The sequence below is a fragment of the Psychrobacter sp. I-STPA10 genome (assembly GCF_021012795.1).
Taxonomy (GTDB): domain Bacteria; phylum Pseudomonadota; class Gammaproteobacteria; order Pseudomonadales; family Moraxellaceae; genus Psychrobacter.
On sequence record NZ_VFYU01000017.1, the window covers coordinates 55,082 to 72,815 of the forward strand.

The following is a 17,734-nucleotide window of genomic DNA, read 5'->3' on the forward strand; positions in this document are numbered from 1 at the left end:
CTACATATTTATATAGAAATTCCAAACCAAGAGTCGTCCTGCAAATTTGCCAATTGCTGCTTTGAGTCTGAGATATCTATTTCTAATTTTTTAATTCTAGGGTCTAGATTATTCATCTGCAATATCAGTTCATCTTTACTCATCTGCAACTGGATGATACTACTCTCAATACCAACCTTCCTAGCATCCATATTTTCAGTTTCTGTGTTGTATGCAGCATACATTGCTGCTACCTCTCCACACTCAGATGCGTTAATAAAACAATAACCAACACCCAATATACCTACACCAACAGCCACATTACTGCTACCTTGACCAGTCGTATTATCAACCAAATTTCTTACTTCATCGCTTGCCATAATAACTGCTGCACTCCCTGTAGATACTAAAGCTGCCGTTGCCAGCTTATGCCTACCAAGATATGCTAATAGATTAGCCTCTTTCTCGTCTTGGGCTTGCTGTAAATTGATTAATGCCAGTTGTTGATCTGAGATTTTAAGCTCATAGTGAGACACCTCAAGTGCAAGCTGCTGTTTATGTTCATTTAAACTATCTAACTGCTGCTGCTGCTGACTAATCTGCAACTGCATGGCTTCTCTTGCTTCACGATGGCGATCACAACCTGTCAGAGTTAGAATAACCACAAAAATAGGGATTAATAAAAAACAAAGTTTATGATAAGAATGAGTTAACACTACCTTACTGCGAACACTATACATATTTCATCTCCCTATTTACCAACAACTTGACTGTAAAAAATAGCGTTTACTACAATCATAAAGGAACGATCATAACTCTATATAAACCAAGATCCTCTATGTATAAGTAACAGACTATTACCTACTATTTAATATACATAGTAATTAATACAAACCGAAGGTCTGTATGTGCGATTTCACAGTTTTTCCATATTTATAGTCAGCTACTTTTTTAGCCATTACTCTGGTGAATATAAAACAACGGTACCTGCGATCAAGTCATGCACCGTTTGTTTTCTTTGGGTAAAAAACATAACAAAAAACAAAAGTATGAAAAATAGTTTTGCCACTATACGCCCTAAAGCATGCATGGTTGTCAGACGCTGCCCCTTCATATCAAATACCCATAACCCCATAATATAAGCAAAAAATCGACGCCAAAAACCAGCATAGCTCATACTCGCCGCTGAACGTATGGGTAACCGTGACTTATATTTTCCATTATCTATTGTCTGTCCTGTAGAGGGCTGAGGATGAGAGTTCACGACACTAGCAGATGTATTAACATTTGGTAAAGGCTGAGGATTACCCATATTCTGCTTGGGTGGCATCTTTACCTTTGTGTTACTAGAAAAGTCTCGACTACCACAACTTGGGCATACTTTTACAGTTTTAGGTAACTGTTCATCACAAGATTGACAATACATTTTTTATCCTTTTAATTGTTTTCAATCGACACTTTCTACTCAGTATAGCTACTAAATATAAGATCCTTTCATACAGTCCAAAAGCACTATAGTCATATCCCCTACTCCACACAACTCTATCCAGCGCCATTTAACACAAAAGCAGCCCAATACACAGGCTTATCACTACCTGATCGAGCCTCTGTAATCATCTTAAGCTTAGCTTGTCTTAATGCCTCTGCCTGACTCATCTTAGTGTCACTATACAATGCTTGATAATAATACTTCATCATCTGTGCTGTCTGCTGGTCATTAACTGACCATAAGCTCATCATGACGTTGCTTGCACCTGCTTGAATAAAAGCTTTAGCTAAGGCGCTGATGCTTTGACTGTCTTGTGGGTCAACTTTACCTGTGTCACAGGCTGAGAGTACTACACCTTTAAAAACTTTATGACGTTTGATTCGTTTGTTATGACAGACTGATAGTTTAGTAGCATCAATAAAACTAATACCAGTGCAATGTCCCATTAAGCTTTTAAGATAAACACATAGCGGCATTATGCTGCGAGGTATCAGTTCTATAAAGCGAGAATAGCTCGGTAGATTAGGAAAGTATTCTTTCATCATGCCAAGCATATGATGATAGTAAAAGCCTTTAAATTGCCGATAACGTAGTTGATGAAACAGTACCAATATGGTCATTATCTCTGGTACACTTATCTTGCATGCTCTTAATCGCTTTCTGCCATTTTCGATAAGCTGCTTTTCAAATTCTGGTTTGAATTGTTGATAAAAGTCGTCAATATGGCAGTATAGTTCGGTTAGGTTATCCATGTAAGAAGTCCTTTTTGTTAAGTTTGTCTTGGTAAACTAACTTTAACAATTTTGGACTTCTTTTTTAATACCTCGCTTATCCCGAATTCAGGTTATATTGGGTTATTTTATCATGTTTTAATCATCAATTTAATGAGGTAGTTATGCGGGCAGTGATTCAGCGAGTAACACAGGCAAGCGTTTGTGTTGATGGCAAAACCATTGGACAGATTGAACATGGGATTTTGGCGTATATTGGTTTGGGGCATGACGATAGCCTAGAGACTGCCAAAAAACTGGTGGATAAAATACTGACCTATCGTATTTTTGCTAATGCAGAGGATAAGCTTGATAAAAATGTGCAAGAGGTGGGTGGCGGCTTGTTATTGGTATCGCAGTTTACGTTGATGGCAAATACTCGTAAAGGAAGGCGACCTGACTTTGCCCCTGCCATGTCGCCTAGTGAAGCTGAGGCATTATTTGCCGAATTGGTCACATACGCTAAGACGCAGTATACGCAAGTGGCAACGGGTGAATTTGGTGCAAATATGCAAGTGTCGGCAATCAATGATGGTCCGATAAATTTTTTATTGGAAGTTGAGTAGTCATTGATTGAGTTATTTAAATGGCTTAATTTATGAGAAAAGAGGGTTTATCATCTGGTTGTCATCTCATTGTCATATTGATACGTTGTAATATAACCGTCATAAATCGTTCATTTAAAAGGATAAAAGTATTATGAATAATGAAGTGGTGTTGGTGGTAGAAGATGAGCCAGCCATTCGTGAGATGATTATTACCACCCTTGAGATGGCAGGATTTGATTGCTTGCAGGCAGAAGATGTGCAGCAGGCACACCAGCAAGTTGTTGACCATCGACCCGCCATTATTTTGCTTGATTGGATGTTACCAGGAAGTCAGTCGGGTATTGATTTTTGTCGCCGCCTCAAAAAAGATGAATTACTCTCTGAGATTCCCATCATCATGCTGACTGCAAAAGGGGAAGAGGACAATAAGGTACAAGGGTTAGATGCGGGTGCAGATGATTATATTACCAAGCCATTTTCGACTCGTGAGCTGGTATCACGTATCAAAGCCGTACTCAGACGTAGCAGTGTATTATCTGGAGACAAACCCATCGAGGCGGAGGGGTTAAGTCTAGATCCTGTGAGTCAGCGAGTCTCAGCAGATGGTAATTTGGTAGATATTGGCCCGACCGAATACCGTTTATTGGCATTTTTTATGAGCCACCCTGAGCGTGCTTATACACGTACGCAACTGCTTGATCAAGTATGGGGTGGTAATGTCTATGTAGAAGACCGTACCATTGATGTGCATATTCGTCGACTGCGTAAGGTGCTTGATCCTTATGGTTATGCTGGTTTTATTCAGACAGTACGTGGCACAGGTTATCGCTTTTCAACGCAAGTGAATGGCTAGTATGTTGTTATGGTTGTGATGGCTATAGATTGGTATATAAATACTGTTTTAAAATAGGCTAATTCTAATTAATGACACAATATACCCTTTGAGTAATTTTGGATAGCAATGACATCAACCCCTACTCCGACACAATCTGCTGCATCTAAAAAAGATGAGTCGCATGATTACAGACCAAAAAATGAGCGAGGCATACATAGTAAGAGTTTGTTTTGGGCAGACTTTAAGTGGTTATTGTTTTCAATCATTGTGGGCATTGGGATTGGTGCTTATCTAAGCTATATAGATAAAGGGTCAGTGGCTTGGGGTTTGGTGATTAGTCTATTGACCTATTATATATGGCGACTGGCTGCCATGCAGCAGTTTTATAATTGGCTTAGTCGCTCATTAACTCTGCCACCACCTGAGTTTTCTGGTGGTTTGTCTTTTGTGGCAACTGAGCTATATCAAATTAAAAAGCAAGAGCAACTGACTCATCAAAAGATGATGGGATTGGTTAAAAAAATTCGTAGCTCATTATTGGCATTGCAAGATGCGGTCATATTATTAGATAAAGATGATTGCTTAGAATGGTGGAATCAATCTGCCGAAAAGCTACTTAATTTACGCTCTGAAGATCAAGGTCATTGCATTTTACAACTTATAGATAAGCCTGAGTTTCATGCCTACTACATCAATGCCACCTCGCCTAATGATGGAATACGCTTGCAGTCATGGCAAGATTCTGAGCGTTATTTGCAGTGTGAAGTGACGCATTTTGGGCAAGAAAAGTTGTTGATTATTTATGATGTTACTCGTTTACAGCATTTGGAGCAGATGCGTAAAGACTTTGTTGCCAATGTGTCGCATGAGCTACGCACCCCATTGACCGTTATCATGGGTTATATTGAGACGTTTTCAGATCAGCCAGACCTTGATCCTAAGTGGCAACGAGGCTTTAGTTTGATGTCACAACAGACAAGGCGGATGAATAGTATCATCAATGATTTGCTACTGTTATCGCGCTTAGAGAATGAGGAAGTCACCACCCCAACTTGTGTCGATATGCCAAAAATGCTGGCACATTTATTCGATGATGCACAGGTTTATAATAAAGAGTATGGGCATTTGATTGATTTGCATATTGATTCGCAAAAAAATCTCTATGGCTCGGAGATGTATCTAAACAGTGCGTTATTAAATTTAATTACCAATGCCATTAAATACACCCCCAAAGGTGGTGAGATTAGCATTAGCTGGCAGGAAGTCAAAGATGGCTGTCTGTTTGCCGTTAGTGATAACGGTATTGGCATCGCAGCTGCTCATATTGAGCGGTTAACCGAGCGTTTTTATCGTGTTGATAGTGGGCGTAGTCGTGCCACAGGGGGGACAGGGCTGGGGCTTGCCATCGTTAAACATGTGTTGTATCAGCACGATGCCACTTTAAAGATTGAATCCACTGAAGGGCAAGGCTCGACGTTTAAGGTATTTTTTCCAGCCAGCCAAGTGTGCTGTGGAGAGAGTACAAAACGGCTAGATTGTAATAATCAGTGATGCTTTATTTGGTGCTATAGTCAACGAGCTACTAAATAGCTATATATTTATTTTAACAGTTATTTCTTTAATAAAGGATACGGATTGACCGCCTTGCCATTGATATAAATACCATAATGCACATGCGTTGGCGTGCCTTTGGCATTGCCACTGTCACCAACATAGCCAATAATATCGCCTTGCTCGACCCAATCACCTTCACTAATATCGCCGTATTCTTCTAGATGGGCGTAATAATGCCCTGCACCACCAGGACCAATGACGCTAACCACATTACCACCAAGCCTATCTATGCCTACTTTGCGTACAATACCATGTGTGGTGGCATAAATGGGCGTACCCCGCTCGGCAAAAATATCAATGCCTTCATGTTTGCGTCCTTCACTACGGGCAGCTCCCCATGTATCGGTGAGATGGCGATTGGGTAGGGGATTTGGCAGGCTGTTTGCTGTTGGTAAGTCTTCTTTGAGTAGTTTGGAATATTGACGCAGGTTTTGGATATGAGTGATGGCATCGCTCACATAAGGCACGATGGCTTGGCGTAATTGCGGGATAGTAAAAATTAGCCCTGCAATCAGCACCAGCCATAATATAAGCTTTGCAACAGAGATGAGTACCTGAACAATAAGCGAAGCAGATTTTTTGCGCATACTTGGGTACTCATTTTTGGCAGATGTAAGGGCTTAGTCCAAATCGAATATCTTGCCACGATTCATAATGCCATTGGGGTCAAAGACCTGTTTAATGGCACGTAAATAATCTATCTCAACATTCGGACGGGTGTAATCAAGATATGGCTTTTTGGTCATACCCACACCATGCTCGGCAGACACTGAGCCATTGTATTTTTGCACCACTGCAAACACATGGTCATTGACACTTTTACATTTTTCAAAAAAGCTGTCTTTATCCAGATTTTCAGGCTTTAAGATGTTTAGATGCAAATTACCATCACCAATATGCCCAAACCAGCAAATTTCAAAGTCAGGATAGTTGGCATTGACCACGCTCTCAATGTCATGGATAAAGTCTGGCACATGACTAATCAGCACTGAGATGTCGTTTTTGTACGGTGTAAAGACGGAGATGGTCTCAGAAATATATTCACGCAGTTTCCATAGCTCAGTGGCTTGTGCAATACTTTGACTCATCACCCCATCAATCACCCAGCCATTTTCCATACAGCTCTCAAAGATGCTCATCGCTTTGTCCATAATTGGCTCATAAGGCGCTTCAAACTCAATAAGGGCATAGTATTTGCTACGCTCACTAAAAGGCTCTTGCACATGCCCCGATGCCAATACTTTCTCGATGGCGACACTGTCAAAAAATTCAAAGGCGGTTAAATCAATCTGTGCTTGGAACGCAGATAACACGTGCATCACATGGTCAAACTCATCCATACCCAGTACCATTACGGTTAAATCTTGTGGTGGGCGTTCAAGTTTGATTTGCGCATGGGTGACGATGCCAAGTGTGCCTTCACTACCAATAAATAAATGGCGCAAATCATAACCTGTGGCATTTTTTATCATGCCTTTATTTAAATGTAGAATATCGCCTTTGCCTGTGACCACCGTCAAGCCAAGTATCCATTGGCGGGTCATACCATAGCGGATAACCTTAATACCGCCTGCATTGGTACCAATATTGCCACCAATCTGACTTGAGCCAGCCGACGCAAAATCGACGGGATAATATAAGCCTTGCTCTTCGGCAAACTGTTGTAGCTGCTCGGTGATGACCCCAGCTTCAATCTCGACCATACGGTCGGCAGGATAAAACTGGCCGATTTTGTTCATTTTATCCATGCTCACCACAATCTCACCATTGCTTGCCACTGCACCTGCAGACAGCCCAGTGCGTCCGCCACTTGGGGTAATAACGAAGTTGTAGTCATTGGCAAGTTTGACGATGGCTTGAACTTGCTCGGTAGTTTTAGGAAAGACAATGGCACAAGGGGCAGGGGCAAAATGTTTTGTCCAGTCTTTGCCCCAATATTCTAGACTCTCAGCATCGGTCTTGATTTGACTGTCATCAAAGCCGTGTTTATCAGCCAAAGCCTGCAATAGTGGCTGTACTGTCTGGGTATTATGGATAGTGTCAGTATCGGTTTTAGCAGGGTTGGTATTGCCAGTTGACGCCTGATGTGCACTATGGGTACGCTCATGGGCAGGAGGCTGTATACTAGATAGCGCATCATTGTCGCTATTTATATTATTGGTCGTATTATATGATTGGGTCATGGTTATCTCAGATGTGATTCTAATGGATACAATAATTTTAACACAGTCTGGCAGTTTCGTTGTGTACAGATGGGCATGAGTAATAGTCAATATTACTAAGGATTTATTCAGCTTTTAACCTGACATTTAGGTGAGATTTGTTATAAGATAAGCACCACATTTAGATTGAAATTTTGTTAAAGCAAATTGAGATAAAATACAAAGGGTTACATTATGACTTTATCATTACAGAAAGACAAAATTCGCTTTTTATTATTAGAAGGCGTGCATGACAATGCGTTAAAAGTATTAAATAATGCTGGTTATACCAATATTGAATACCTCACTCATGCGCTTGATTACGATGAATTGGTCGAAAAAATCAAAGACGCACATTTTATTGGTATTCGCTCACGTACTCAGCTAACGCGTGAAGTGTTAGAGCACGCCAATAAACTGGTGGCGATTGGCTGTTTTTGTATTGGTACTAACCAAGTGGATTTAGATGCGGCGCGTGAATTGGGTATTCCTGTGTTTAACGCCCCTTATTCTAATACTCGTTCTGTAGCAGAACTGGTATTGGCAGAAACCATCATGCTATATCGTGGTATCCCAGAAAAAAATGCGGTGGTGCATCGTGGCGGTTGGGGCAAGTCTGCCAAAAACTCGCATGAAGTGCGTGGCAAAATCATGGGTATCGTTGGCTATGGCTCAATTGGCTCACAATTGTCTGTATTGGCAGAAAGCTTGGGTATGAAGGTGATTTATCATGACGTCGTCACTAAATTACCACTGGGTAATGCACACCAAGTTGGTAGCTTAGAAGAGCTATTGCAGACGGCGGATGTGGTGACGTTGCATGTACCAGATTTGCCAAGCACCCGTTATATGATGAAAGCAGAACAGTTTGCACACATGAAAGAAGGCAGCTACTTTATCAATGCTGCTCGTGGTACTTGTGTCGATATTGATGATTTGGCAGCGGTACTTGAGTCTGGTAAATTGCTTGGGGCTGCGGTGGATGTGTTCCCTAAAGAGCCAAAATCTGCTGACCAAGAATTTGAATCACCCTTGCGCAAATTTGACAATGTCATTTTAACTCCACATATCGGTGGCTCAACCCAAGAAGCGCAAGCTAATATTGGCTTGGAAGTTGCTGAAAAATTTGTTAAATACTCAGATGCAGGTGATACGGTCACAGCAGTGAACTTCCCTGAAGTGAGTGTGCCATCGAAAGAAGGCTCACACCGCTTATTGCACATTCATAAAAACGTACCGGGTGTGTTGTCACAAATTAACAGCTCATTTGCCGAAGCAGGCATTAATATTTTAGCCCAAAGCTTAATGACCGAAGGTGATGTGGGTTATCTGGTGATGGATGTGGATAATGATGACTCAGAGGCAGCACTTGATAAGCTTAAAAATATTAAAGAAACCATTCGCGTTCGAGTGTTGTTTTAAGTATTGTTGAGAGAATAATAGTCTAAATAAAAAGAGATAAGTTTTAGGGCTTGTCTCTTTTTTTATGTGATATTTTTTGTGGTAGTGAAAAGCGGAAACAAATACCAAATACGTAGATTTACTCTCAGCATTGTAGCATTGTAGGGTGCGTTTGACGCATAGTTAGATAAAAGATGCATGGAATGCACCCTAAAAAATCACTGCATATATGTAAACCTAGCCTATAAGATTTTATTCCTCAATTTGTATTCATCACTTATCTATGTAAGTTATACTATATAAGAAACCAACTTAAGTGACGCACCATGAACGCATTAAAATCTTTACTCATCTTATTTGCCATTTTTAACCTGACTGCGTGTCAAACTTTAATTATTCAACAAAAAGAAATCACTACGTCTCAACAGCAGATAAATAACTCAATTATCAGTAACTTATTTACTGAAGCCAAAACCAATGGGGTAATTACCATTTATGATGGTAATCATTACGCCTCTTATGGCAATAATGTTGCTAGAGCCAATACTTACTATGTACCAGCTTCGACCTTTAAAATGCTCAATGCCGTTATTGGCATAGAAAGTGGACTGACCAATCCAAATGAAGTGTTTAAATGGAATGGGGAGAAAAGACCTTTAAAGGCTTGGGAAAAAGACTTAACCTTAACAGAGGCAATCAAGGTATCAGCAGTACCAGTTTATCAACAGCTTGCTCGAAGAATAGGCTTAGAGAAAATGCGTTTGGAAGTAGAGCGTATCGGGTTTGGTAATTCTAATATTGGTAATAAGGTCGATGATTTTTGGTTGGTAGGACCTTTAGAAATTACGCCTAAGCAAGAGGCTGAATTTGCATTTAGATTGGCGAATAAAGAATTGCCTGTTTCTTACCAGACTCAAAAGCAGGTCAATGAGATGTTATTTGATGATGTCATCAACGGTAGCAGAATTTATGGAAAAACTGGTTTAGCCATCAATACAGAGCCAAAGATTGGTTGGTTTACAGGTTGGGTGGTTAAACCTAACAATCAAGTTATTTCATTTTCTTTAAATATGGATATGACACAAGATATTGCATTTTCTAAAAGAAAAGAAATCGCTTATGAGAGCTTAAAGCAATTAGGAATTATCTAGTTTTCACCCTTTTTAGTGCGTTGCTAATTTTAGCAAGGAATAATAAATAATATAGGGCAGATTAGTAATAGCATAACCCACCCTACAAAACTATTTTTTCAGTACAAAAACTATCTATTTAACTACTCACCCGCATTTTCCAAACTTGCCTCTAGTTTCTTTTGCAGTTTTTCTTGACGGCGGGCTTCAATAATTTCATTCACCTCACCGCCAATATGTGCTTCACCACGGGCTTTTGCCAGTTGTACTTGGCGTTCACGCTCACGGAAGCGTTCTTTTTGCTCTTCGGTGGCTTTGTCGATGCAATGTGGGCAAGACTCTCCTTTGACATACGCAGGGCTTTGCTTGTCCTCATCGGTGATGGGCATACGGCAGGCATAGCATTGGTCATATTCACCTTTTTCAAGGTTGTGATTGACCGCCACGCGATTATCAAACACAAAACATTCCCCTTGCCACAAAGACTCTTCGGCTGGGATTTCCTCTAAGTATTTGAGAATACCGCCTTCAAGATGATACACCTCATCAAAGCCTTGCTCACGCAAATAAGCGGTGGATTTCTCACAGCGAATACCACCTGTACAAAACATCGCTACTTTTTTATGTTTATTTGGGTCAAGCTCTTGCTGCACATACTCAGGAAATTCACGGAAGGTTTGTGTTTTGGGGTTGACCGCATTTTTAAATGTGCCAATTTGTACTTCATAGTCGTTACGAGTGTCGATAAGTAATACATCTGGGTCGCTAATTAAATCATTCCATTCGCTAGGTTTTACATAGCGTCCGACAGATTCTAATGGGTCGATGCCTTCGACGCCCATGGTGACTATCTCTTTTTTGAGCTTTACTTTGGTGCGATAAAATGGCGCAACATCGGTATAAGATTCTTTGTATTCAAACTCGCCAATTGCAGGCAAGGTACGCAGATATTTTAGTACCGCATCAATACCTTCACGGCTGCCTGCAATTGTGCCATTAATACCTTCAGATGCCAGTAATAACGTGCCTTTGACATCATTATCTAGCATGATGTTTAAGATGGGCTCACGATACTGCTCAAAGTCATCAAAACGGATGAATTTGTAAAGGGCAGCAACGACAATGTTATTGACTTCACTATCGTATGCGACAGGGTTTTTGTTCGGGTTGGTGTTGCTTGTATTATCTGTTGTATTGCTCGTTGTGTTACTCATATTGCTATCTCCTGCTGGCTAGGACGTAAACCTAGTGCGTTTATGATAAATAAAAAACAATGTTATGGCTGATGGAATCTCTGCTATGTAGTCTCTGAAGATATTAGCTTGACTATATTTAACCATAACCTGACTATTTTATAAGATTTGAGTAGATTTTATAAGGGGAGAGAGGATATTAGTATTCGCTTTTAGGTTTTATAGGTAAAGATATAGATAAAGTACCTGTCCAAACCAACTAAGTTAAAGCCGTAATGTGAAATATATAAAAAAACCCAGCATGATACTGGGTTTTGTTTTCTTAAATTGATATTAAAAGTATGGTAATGGAGTGTTACTGTGTTTGAAACCAACTTTCAGCTTGAGTACGGGCTCTTTCCATATCTGAACTAGATAAGTTCAGTGCCAATCGACCAATTCTACCACGTGCTTTGTTACGTATTTGTTCATTAAGCATACCATCACGTGTTGCCAAGTCATACCATTTATAGGCATCGACAAGTTTTTGTTGTTTCTCATCAATTAAGGCAAGTGCATAGCTGGCACGATTATCACTACGTTTTGCTGCTCTCTCTAGCCAATAGCGGGCTTTTTGTTCATTAACAGCAACGCCATCTCCCTTAGCATACATAAGACCTAAGTTAAGTTGCGCAGGTGTGATGTCTTCATTGGCTGCTAGTGTGTACCATTCGATGGCTTTTTGGGTATTTTGAGCGACACCATTGCCTTTATGGTAACGTCGTCCTAGGTAAAATTTGGCTTCGTTATAGGCTCTTTGCTGAGTTGCATTAGTAGATGTTTGCAGTGCCATGTTTGTTAGGGAACTAATGTTCATTAACTCAAAGCGTGAGGTGTCAAGTGGTACATTTGAGATAAGTTCAGCGTTAGCAGCACTAATCGCACCACAGGATAACATGGTGGTAAATAAGGCGGCTTTTAACAATTTCATAGCAACAGCTCCAGTTTAGAATTTGTTTCAGATGGATAGAGTAGGTAGTTGAAGTATTAGTTAAGTCTATTTAATAAATATAAAAGTAAAAACTGGCTCAATTAGCTGTCATATTGCCACTATCACTATTGAGTAGGCTCATTAAAAAACACAACAATTAACATGATATTATGTTAACAAGTTGCGTGAGTTTTGGTCGCACTTTTATTTATTTGATAGTGTGACAGCAAAGTGTTATCTAAGCCATAAATATAACAGGTAAAAATAAACAGTAATTGAATTAGCTTAACATCACTATTTACGAAACTCAAATATTAATTACCCAAGCTAACCCATGTTTATGGGTGACTTTGCTAGATAGTTTGTAAGTGAATATGACAGCAAGACTATGGTGATATTAAAGTAATAAATTGGTAACAATATACGTATCTGAATAGTAGATATGATAAATACAGCGTCTTAAACTTTCGTTACTCGATAAATCGCCACATCTGCCAGCAAGTTTGGCATACGTCTTATTAATGAAGACTTTAACGGGTGATACGTTTGCAAGCTATCACTGACGGCAAAGCGATTTAGAATACGGATATCATTGTTTGTGCACAGTTTTTCAAAATCTTTAAAGGTGCATAGATGAATGTTTGGTGTGTCATACCACTCATAAGGCAATGCTTCAGAGACAGGCATCAGTCCTTTGATGCCTAAATGGATACGGTTTTGCCAATGCGCAAAGTTAGGAAAGGTAATGACGGCTTCTCGTCCCACTCGTAGCATATCTAGCAGTAGGGTATCAGGGGATTTTACTGCTTGTAGCGCCCGTGCCATCACTACAGTATCAAAGCTATTGTCGGCAAATCTCGCCAGCCCATCATTGAGGTCTTGCTCGATGATATTTAAGCCTTTGCTGATACCTTGATTAATTTTATCTGTATCCAGCTCCAGTCCATAGCCTGTGACTCCAAGCGTCTTTTGTAGGTGTGCCAATAATGCGCCATCCCCACAGCCTAAGTCTAAGATACGTGAGCCTTGTTTAATCCAGCGTTCTGCAAGTATGTGATCCATTCTCATAGAGCATCTCCTGAATCAGCTGCCAGTGCAGTATCGTGACACTTTTTAGCGTCTGCTGTGGTGGCATGGTTGGTGTTATGGGATTGATTCGTTTGTGTCGTCAAAAAAGGAGCTGTCAAAAAACCATGTACCGCTGCCATATAGCGTGGAATATCAAACAAAAATGAATCATGACCATGTGGGGCATCAACATTCACATAGCTGACAGGTTTGTTGTTTGCGATGAGGGCATCGACAATCTCTTGTGAGCATTCAGGAGCAAAACGCCAATCAGTAGTAAATGACACCAGCAAAAACTGACATTGGGTATGTGCCAGTGTCTGTTTCAGCGCATCAATATCCGACATACTATCGGCTTCTACATAACCTCGAGTCGGATCAAAATAATCGAGTGCTTTGGTCATTAGTAAGTAAGTGTTGGCATCAAAGTTTTCACTAAAACGCTCACCTTGATAACGCAGATAGCTTTCTACCTGAAACTCAACATCATAGCCATACATAAATTTGCCAGATTTGAGGTCACGACCAAACTTAGATTTCATCGCCTCATCGGTGAGATAAGTAATATGCCCAACCATACGGGCTAAGACTAGCCCTCGCTTGGGATAGGTGTTGGCTTCAAGATAGCGTCCTTTTTTGAAGTTGGGGTCAGATAATATCGATTGACGTGCCACCTCATTAAAAGCAATATTTTGTGCTGAGAGTTTGGGTGTACTGGCGATAATGACGCAGCGTTTAAGTCTATCAGGGTAATCCACTGCCCATTGTAAGGCTTGCATACCACCCATTGAGCCACCGACCACCGCATGCCATACATTGATGCCTAAGCGGTCGGATAACAGTGCTTGTGTGCTTACCCAATCTTTGATGGTAATCAGCGGAAAATCTGGACCATACGGTGCGCCAGTTGCGCTATCAGGATTGGGAGAAGTAGGGCCTGTTGAGCCGTGACAACTGCCAATGTTATTAAGACACACCACAAAAAAGTGATTGGTATCGATGGCTTTGTTAGGGCCAATCATATTGTCCCACCAACCAGGTTTTTTATCATCAGCACTGTGGTAGCCAGCAGCGTGATGGCTACCAGAGAGTGCGTGGCAGATGAGTATGGCATTGGATTTATCGCTATTTAATGTGCCATAAGTCTCTACCATCAAATCAAATGCTGGTAGGATGCGGTTACATTCTAGTGTCAGCGGAGTGTCAAAGTGCAAACACTTTGGGGTGACAATACCGACAGAAGTTTCTGTACTAGCGTGACTATTGTTATCACTATTAGCATCACGGGTTGTATCAGTATTAGCGTCAGTGTCAGAAAGTTTGGAATACGTACTCAAAACCACCTCATACAATCTCATAGTTGAGTTAGGTTATTGTTAGGGTAGTATTGTAGGTTGATAGACGCAGAAGTACAACTTGATTACGTCAGTTCCTCTTGATGATTGCATAAAAATGTTAAACTAATGCCCAATCTATCTATTTAAACCTTGTCTTGATAAATGAAATTAATCTTGATGAAGGTGATGACATAAAAAGTTAAATGATGGCTGCATAATAGAAAATAAATGTTAACAATATGGGGTCTATATGAAATCTGCTCAATCGCCACGCATTGCCGTATTATTGGTCAATCTTGGTACACCCGATGCACCAACCACACCAGCAGTACGTCGCTATTTGCGTCAGTTTTTGTCCGACCCACGTGTGATTGAAATACCGCAATTTTTATGGGCAATTATCCTAAATCTATTTGTTTTGACCACCCGCCCGAAACGGGTCGCCCATGCCTATGCAAGTATCTGGGAAGGGGATTCACCAATTCGTAAGATATTAAATAGCCAAGTTGACTTATTACAAACGAAATTGGATAAATTAGATAATACAACCTTACCTGTCGGGGTGAGTGTACATGCGGCGATGAGCTATGGTAATCCTGCTTTGCCTGAAGTGATGAGCCAATTACAAAATGAGGGCGTAGAGCATTTTGTAATTTTGCCCTTATTTCCACAGTATTCTGCCACCTCGACAGGAGCGGTATATGATGCGGTGAGTAAATGGGCATTGCAGCAGCGTAACTTGCCGAGTATAAGCATTGTTAAAGATTATTTTTCCCATCCGTTATATATTGCAGCGTTGGCAGATTCGATACGTCGTTATCAAGCAGAGCATGGTAAGCCAGATAAATTGATGTTTAGCTTTCATGGTATTCCACAGCCGTATGCTGATAAAGGCGATCCCTATCCTGAGCGTTGTAAACATACTGCCATGCAAGTGGCACAAAGTTTGGAGCTAAGTGATGATGAATGGATCATCAGTTTCCAGTCTCGTTTTGGTAAGCAAGAATGGGTAAAACCTTATACCGATGTCACTTTAAAAGCATGGGGGGCATCAGGTGTGTGCTCAGTACACGTGGTCAGTCCTGCATTTTCTGCAGATTGTCTGGAAACACTTGAGGAGCTGGCAATAGAAAATCGAAAGTATTTTTTAGAGGCAGGCGGGCAAGAGTATCATTATATTCCTGCGCTTAATACCGATGCGGCGCATATTGAATTAATGGCTGCATTGGTGACACCACTGGTGCAAGGATGGTCACAGGTAATGGCGCACACATAAACGATATCTTAAATACCGTTTATATAAGGATAAATACCCACACAATGGACGTTAAAAATATAGTAATAATTTTTAATAATAATAACCTCACTCTCAACTTATTTTACTAATTTGATATATGACCCCTCCCAAACCCTCCCCTTGAAGTAAGGGGAGGACTTAAAAGCCAGTTTCTCCCTCTTTTTTAAGAAGGAGGTTAGGAGAGGGTTGAAGTTGAGAGTGAGGTAATAATAAGGATACTTTATGACTTCGCCGTATGCTCCACCACCCTCGTCTTCATTACAAAAGCCGCCATCCTTGGTTGCTACAGATCAATTTGGCAATCCGTTACCACAGCTATTAGACCAGCCTCGATGCTGCTCGGCAGGATTGGGTTGGACTTGGTTAGTCAATGCATTTGCACTACTTAAACAAGAGTTTTTATTATGGGTAGGCATGGGTTTTGCGCTGTTGCTTATCTTGATTTTTGCTAATTTCATTCCTTTTATTGGTGGTATGGCTGGCTATTTTATATTGATTTTTATCGGTGGTATGATGCAAGGGTGTGCGGCCCAAGCACAAGGAGAAGAGCTGCGGTTTGATCATTTATTTGCGGGCTTTAAAACCCATATAGAGCAACTATTAATATTGTGCTTATTATATTTTGCCGCTTCACTTGCGAGCATTGTGATTGCGCTTATTGTTGTCCTATTATTTGGTGGTTTTTCATTGGCTATGTTTAGTGGTGGCCTCGATAGCATGATGCTAAATATGGACGATCTGAATCTGTTTTTGTTTGTTATGATCATAGTGTTATTTATGTTATTGTTGATGATACCGATCATGATGGCAATATGGTTTGCACCCGCACTGATTGTTTTACATAACATGGATGCCATGACGGCTATGAAAAAAAGCTTTCAAGGCTGTTGGGTTAATATGCTGCCATTTACAGTTTATGGTTTGATATTAATGGTCGCCTTGCCCTTATTGGTGCTATTTACATTGGGACTAGGGTTATTAATCATCACACCTTGGATGATTATTGGCTATTACACCAGTTACCGAGATGTGTGGACAGATCAACCCATGGTTGAGATTTCTTAATATTATTTTCTACGTGTTTTGTAACATTTAATAAAAAGCCCTGATTTTTCAGGGCTTTGTGTTACAGGTAAGTACTGATATCGGAATAATTGTAGGGTGCGTTTTACGCACAGTTAAATAAAAGGTCATGAGATAAAAAATAAGCGTTCTTTTTATAAGAGCAGTTATTGCTATTGCTGGATGGGTTACAACTCCTTTCCAAAGCTGTGCTCGACAGCATCTTCATCAGCAATATCACGGATGGTTGGATAATCTTTATCATCTAAATTATCTTCTACCAATACTTCATCGATACGCGCATCGTCTATGTTTTGTGGTTGTGATGGTGTTAAGCCCTCATTAACCAGATTCTCATCAGTTGCGATGGTTTCTAAATTATTTGTGCTGACATTAGTAGAAGATGGGTGTGTCATGTTGTTCTCCTTGATATATGTGCATGTTAAGGTATGGATTAAAATCTATTGTTAAATGCTATTAAAAACTTTGGGCTGTTAAAATTTTGACTTTAAGGTGTGGGTCTATTTATATCATAGGTAATCAGCATAAAAAAATAGACTGACTTTTGTCGTATCCATGTTGGATTTTGTTTAACTGAGAAAGACTTTGTTTTATTTGATATCGACAACAACAACTTAGCTTAGCATTCACACTCGCAAACCTATATATAATAGTGGATTATGCCTAAAAATATCTCGATTTTTTGGATTATGAATATATATTATTAAAAATAATTAAACAGTAAGTGATATAAAAAGAATTAATGTAGAACTTACGCAAGTTTATAGATAATCGGCGACTGGTAATCATTGTTTTTTGTTTTTCGTTTTTTATCAAGTG

The 17,734-nt window shown here is 40.1% G+C and carries 16 protein-coding genes and 2 pseudogenes; 7 read left to right on the forward strand and 11 right to left on the reverse strand.

Annotation, left to right across the window (positions count from 1 at the left end):
• Positions 1-8: 8 nt before the first annotated feature.
• The 4 genes and pseudogenes from FHK89_RS08605 to FHK89_RS15010 form a co-directional block, all read right to left on the reverse strand.
• Positions 9-719, reverse strand: a complete 711-nt coding sequence (locus FHK89_RS08605) for a hypothetical protein (RefSeq protein WP_230656373.1) — start codon at positions 717-719, stop codon at positions 9-11.
• Between the two features lie 218 nt (positions 720-937).
• On the reverse strand, positions 938-1,405 hold the full coding sequence (locus tag FHK89_RS08610; RefSeq protein WP_230659074.1) for an RDD family protein: 468 nt from the start codon (positions 1,403-1,405) through the stop codon (positions 938-940).
• Between the two features lie 116 nt (positions 1,406-1,521).
• A pseudogene (locus tag FHK89_RS15005) lies at positions 1,522-1,818 on the reverse strand (CHAT domain-containing protein); the annotation flags it as partial.
• Positions 1,819-2,220: pseudogene (locus tag FHK89_RS15010) on the reverse strand (transposase); the annotation flags it as partial.
• A gap of 143 nt (positions 2,221-2,363) precedes the next feature.
• Here FHK89_RS15010 and dtd point away from each other — a divergent pair.
• The 3 genes from dtd to phoR all read left to right on the forward strand — a co-directional run bounded on the left by dtd (position 2,364) and on the right by phoR (position 5,172).
• A complete protein-coding gene (dtd, locus tag FHK89_RS08625; RefSeq protein ID WP_230659076.1) occupies positions 2,364-2,804 on the forward strand; it encodes a D-aminoacyl-tRNA deacylase in 441 nt (146 codons plus the stop codon).
• A gap of 133 nt (positions 2,805-2,937) precedes the next feature.
• Complete coding sequence (phoB, locus tag FHK89_RS08630; protein ID WP_230659078.1) at positions 2,938-3,639, forward strand: phosphate regulon transcriptional regulator PhoB; 702 nt, start codon at positions 2,938-2,940, stop codon at positions 3,637-3,639.
• Positions 3,640-3,747: 108 nt separating this feature from the next.
• Positions 3,748-5,172 (forward strand): phosphate regulon sensor histidine kinase PhoR, encoded by a 1,425-nt coding sequence (gene phoR, locus FHK89_RS08635; protein WP_230659080.1) that lies wholly within the window; start codon positions 3,748-3,750, stop codon positions 5,170-5,172.
• A gap of 59 nt (positions 5,173-5,231) precedes the next feature.
• On the opposite strand, the gene FHK89_RS08640 is transcribed toward phoR, so the two are convergent.
• Both FHK89_RS08640 and FHK89_RS08645 read right to left on the reverse strand, forming a co-directional pair.
• Positions 5,232-5,822 (reverse strand): M23 family metallopeptidase, encoded by a 591-nt coding sequence (locus FHK89_RS08640; protein WP_230659081.1) that lies wholly within the window; start codon positions 5,820-5,822, stop codon positions 5,232-5,234.
• Between the two features lie 33 nt (positions 5,823-5,855).
• Entirely contained in the window at positions 5,856-7,418 is a 1,563-nt protein-coding gene (locus FHK89_RS08645) for an FAD-binding oxidoreductase (protein WP_230659083.1), read from the reverse strand.
• A 213-nt stretch (positions 7,419-7,631) separates the two neighbouring features.
• Between FHK89_RS08645 and serA the strand changes: the two genes are divergently transcribed.
• On the forward strand, positions 7,632-8,858 hold the full coding sequence (serA, locus tag FHK89_RS08650; RefSeq protein WP_230659085.1) for a phosphoglycerate dehydrogenase: 1,227 nt from the start codon (positions 7,632-7,634) through the stop codon (positions 8,856-8,858).
• Between the two features lie 305 nt (positions 8,859-9,163).
• Positions 9,164-9,988 carry a class D beta-lactamase gene (gene blaOXA, locus FHK89_RS08655; protein ID WP_230659087.1) on the forward strand — a complete coding sequence of 275 codons (825 nt, stop codon included), beginning with the start codon at positions 9,164-9,166 and terminating at the stop codon, positions 9,986-9,988.
• A gap of 122 nt (positions 9,989-10,110) precedes the next feature.
• Here the strand turns inward: blaOXA and trhO are convergent, their stop codons facing one another.
• The 4 genes from trhO to metX all read right to left on the reverse strand — a co-directional run bounded on the left by trhO (position 10,111) and on the right by metX (position 14,430).
• Positions 10,111-11,181, reverse strand: coding sequence for an oxygen-dependent tRNA uridine(34) hydroxylase TrhO (gene trhO / locus FHK89_RS08660; RefSeq protein WP_230659089.1), 1,071 nt, complete (start codon positions 11,179-11,181; stop codon positions 10,111-10,113).
• 334 nt (positions 11,182-11,515) lie between these two features.
• Positions 11,516-12,130, reverse strand: coding sequence for a tetratricopeptide repeat protein (locus FHK89_RS08665; protein ID WP_230659091.1), 615 nt, complete (start codon positions 12,128-12,130; stop codon positions 11,516-11,518).
• A gap of 459 nt (positions 12,131-12,589) precedes the next feature.
• Complete coding sequence (gene metW, locus FHK89_RS08670) at positions 12,590-13,198, reverse strand: methionine biosynthesis protein MetW (RefSeq protein WP_230659093.1); 609 nt, start codon at positions 13,196-13,198, stop codon at positions 12,590-12,592.
• Complete coding sequence (metX, locus tag FHK89_RS08675) at positions 13,195-14,430, reverse strand: homoserine O-succinyltransferase MetX (protein WP_230659102.1); 1,236 nt, start codon at positions 14,428-14,430, stop codon at positions 13,195-13,197. The genes metW and metX overlap by 4 nt, the downstream gene beginning before the upstream one ends.
• Positions 14,431-14,785: 355 nt before the next feature.
• On the opposite strand from metX, the gene hemH reads away from it, so the two are divergent.
• Both hemH and FHK89_RS08685 read left to right on the forward strand, forming a co-directional pair.
• Positions 14,786-15,811, forward strand: coding sequence for a ferrochelatase (gene hemH / locus FHK89_RS08680; RefSeq protein ID WP_230659095.1), 1,026 nt, complete (start codon positions 14,786-14,788; stop codon positions 15,809-15,811).
• Positions 15,812-16,054: 243 nt separating this feature from the next.
• Complete coding sequence (locus FHK89_RS08685) at positions 16,055-16,897, forward strand: DUF898 domain-containing protein (RefSeq protein ID WP_230659097.1); 843 nt, start codon at positions 16,055-16,057, stop codon at positions 16,895-16,897.
• Positions 16,898-17,082: 185 nt separating this feature from the next.
• Here the strand turns inward: FHK89_RS08685 and FHK89_RS08690 are convergent, their stop codons facing one another.
• Positions 17,083-17,310 (reverse strand): hypothetical protein, encoded by a 228-nt coding sequence (locus FHK89_RS08690; protein WP_230659099.1) that lies wholly within the window; start codon positions 17,308-17,310, stop codon positions 17,083-17,085.
• Between the last annotated feature and the right edge of the window lie 424 nt (positions 17,311-17,734).

Excerpts from the sequence above, each read along its gene's own strand:
- FHK89_RS08605 (WP_230656373.1), bottom strand. The coding sequence starts at position 719 with ATGTATAGTGTTCGCAGTAAGGTAGTGTTAACTCATTCTTATCATAAA.
- dtd (WP_230659076.1), top strand. The coding sequence starts at position 2,364 with ATGCGGGCAGTGATTCAGCGAGTAACACAGGCAAGCGTTTGTGTTGAT.
- FHK89_RS08685 (WP_230659097.1), top strand. The coding sequence starts at position 16,055 with ATGACTTCGCCGTATGCTCCACCACCCTCGTCTTCATTACAAAAGCCG.
- phoR (WP_230659080.1), top strand. The coding sequence starts at position 3,748 with ATGACATCAACCCCTACTCCGACACAATCTGCTGCATCTAAAAAAGAT.
- metW (WP_230659093.1), bottom strand. The coding sequence starts at position 13,198 with ATGAGAATGGATCACATACTTGCAGAACGCTGGATTAAACAAGGCTCA.
- trhO (WP_230659089.1), bottom strand. The coding sequence starts at position 11,181 with ATGAGTAACACAACGAGCAATACAACAGATAATACAAGCAACACCAAC.
- phoB (WP_230659078.1), top strand. The coding sequence starts at position 2,938 with ATGAATAATGAAGTGGTGTTGGTGGTAGAAGATGAGCCAGCCATTCGT.
- serA (WP_230659085.1), top strand. The coding sequence starts at position 7,632 with ATGACTTTATCATTACAGAAAGACAAAATTCGCTTTTTATTATTAGAA.
- FHK89_RS08610 (WP_230659074.1), bottom strand. The coding sequence starts at position 1,405 with ATGTATTGTCAATCTTGTGATGAACAGTTACCTAAAACTGTAAAAGTA.
- FHK89_RS08665 (WP_230659091.1), bottom strand. The coding sequence starts at position 12,130 with ATGAAATTGTTAAAAGCCGCCTTATTTACCACCATGTTATCCTGTGGT.
- FHK89_RS08640 (WP_230659081.1), bottom strand. The coding sequence starts at position 5,822 with ATGCGCAAAAAATCTGCTTCGCTTATTGTTCAGGTACTCATCTCTGTT.
- FHK89_RS08645 (WP_230659083.1), bottom strand. The coding sequence starts at position 7,418 with ATGACCCAATCATATAATACGACCAATAATATAAATAGCGACAATGAT.
- blaOXA (WP_230659087.1), top strand. The coding sequence starts at position 9,164 with ATGAACGCATTAAAATCTTTACTCATCTTATTTGCCATTTTTAACCTG.
- hemH (WP_230659095.1), top strand. The coding sequence starts at position 14,786 with ATGAAATCTGCTCAATCGCCACGCATTGCCGTATTATTGGTCAATCTT.
- FHK89_RS08690 (WP_230659099.1), bottom strand. The coding sequence starts at position 17,310 with ATGACACACCCATCTTCTACTAATGTCAGCACAAATAATTTAGAAACC.